The 1,704-nt window shown below is 49.4% G+C and carries 2 protein-coding genes; one reads left to right on the forward strand and one right to left on the reverse strand.

Annotated elements, in window-relative coordinates:
• Positions 1 to 284 precede the first annotated feature (284 nt).
• Positions 285 to 677, reverse strand: coding sequence for a hypothetical protein (locus tag ACYVHX_RS06835; RefSeq protein ID WP_460670885.1), 393 nt, complete (start codon positions 675 to 677; stop codon positions 285 to 287).
• 97 nt (positions 678 to 774) lie between these two features.
• On the opposite strand from ACYVHX_RS06835, the gene ACYVHX_RS06840 reads away from it, so the two are divergent.
• A partial coding sequence (locus ACYVHX_RS06840; RefSeq protein ID WP_460670886.1) for an RNA polymerase sigma factor occupies positions 775 to 1,704 on the forward strand: 930 nt, incomplete at its 3' end.

Here is a 1,704-nt window from a genome sequence, read left to right on the forward strand (position 1 = left end):
CCGCCTTTCCCGGCAGCGGGCCGCTAGGTGCGCCGGCGGTCACGGCGCTAAGTTCTCGCGCTGGTCTTTTTCGCGGATGGCGTCACGCACCCAGCCAGCGCGTTCCCCTTTCGGGTGCTTATCAACAATAGCCTTTATGTCCGGGTCAACCCACGTATTCAGCCGAACCTTCCGGGGCTTGTCAGGGTCAACCCTGCGCCCCGATCCCGGCTTACGCGGCTTTTTTGGTTTTGACTTAGCTTTCTTCCGGGGCTTCTCATTGTCCATGAACGCAATATAATCACTTATTCTTTGTAAGCCGTTTTGAATGCTTCACGAATGGAATCAGGATAGTGAACCTCCCGGTTAAATTCAAAAGGTTCGGTGTCCTTAAAGATGGCATTGACAAATTCAGCGAATGACATAGTGATTTGAAAACAGTCGTGGGTAATACTTTCGCCCGTAGTCTCGCGCTGTTTACGAACGTCTTTTCTTTCCTTTAAAAGAGTGATCGTAACAGACTTACCGGTTTGACGATCAATTCTTAATTCATAACTACTATACTTTTCAGCCTCCTGGTTTGCGCCCTTTTGGTTTAAGTCAATCCAGCCTGTAAGAACGCAAACGGTTGAAACTGACTCCCCTTGATAAGCATACTGCTCTTTAACCTTCGGTATTATCTGAAGAACTTTTTTCATAGCTTAAATTATTTCCTCTAAGGTACAAAAATAATTGCAAATTTTAATGTGAAGCAAGTAAAAAATTTGTATCTTTATTCATCGTAATCAGTGAGTTATGGCATTATCAGACCAGATAGCGGGGCACCGAAAAAAGATACTGGCCTATGCCAAAAAACTAACGGGCGACGAAGACGATGCCGAAGATCTGACGCAGGATGCGGTAATAAAGGCGCTCACGAATCAGGATAAGTTTGAAGAGGGGACTAATCTGTCAGCCTGGCTGGCAACGATTACTTACCACCTTTTCGTAACCAATTACAAGCGAGCCAAACGGTTTGCCAACCCGGTCGATGTGGCGGATGCTGAATATCTGGTGAGTGCTCCGGCGAACGTTTTCGATCATCTGGAGCTTGAACACGCCGAGGCCGCTTTAAGCCGGGTGCCGGAGCATCAGCGCCGGTATATTGATTACCGCAGGCACGGCTATAAATATGAAGAGATTGCCGAAATGGAACGCATACCGGTCGGCACGGTCAAAAACAGAATCCATTTAGCCCGGCATGAATTGGATCGACAAATTAAAACAACAAGGCAGCCTATGAACCTTACGATTAAGCGCGTAGACTACCAGAAAATCGTGGACCATCTGGTCAGTGGCCTGTACCACTCTTCGCCTGAAAACCCCGTTGTTTTAACGATTGGCGAATTGGGGCGAAAGGCCGAGGCTTCTGATTTAACAGTCGGCTACGCGGTAGCGTGTCTGATCGAGCAGGGTATTATCGGCCGCCGAAAAGCCGAGCAGGGCCACAATCGCTTTGAGTACTGGCGTTTAAAGGGACTGGAAGCATTGGAAGGTGAGCAGCTGCGTGAATGGGTCGCCGTTCGTATGAAGCAGGCGGCGGCCAGTAGAGCGCCGAAGCCGAAGAGGGTAGTAGAGCAAAAGATTAGCTCGCCTAAGATACCCGGACAGTCTCCTGTTACTGCGACTCCCGCCTACGGCTATTTCGTCAACGGGTCGCTGCAATGGCTGGCGGACGGCACCAGT

The organism is Larkinella ripae, from assembly GCF_054780775.1.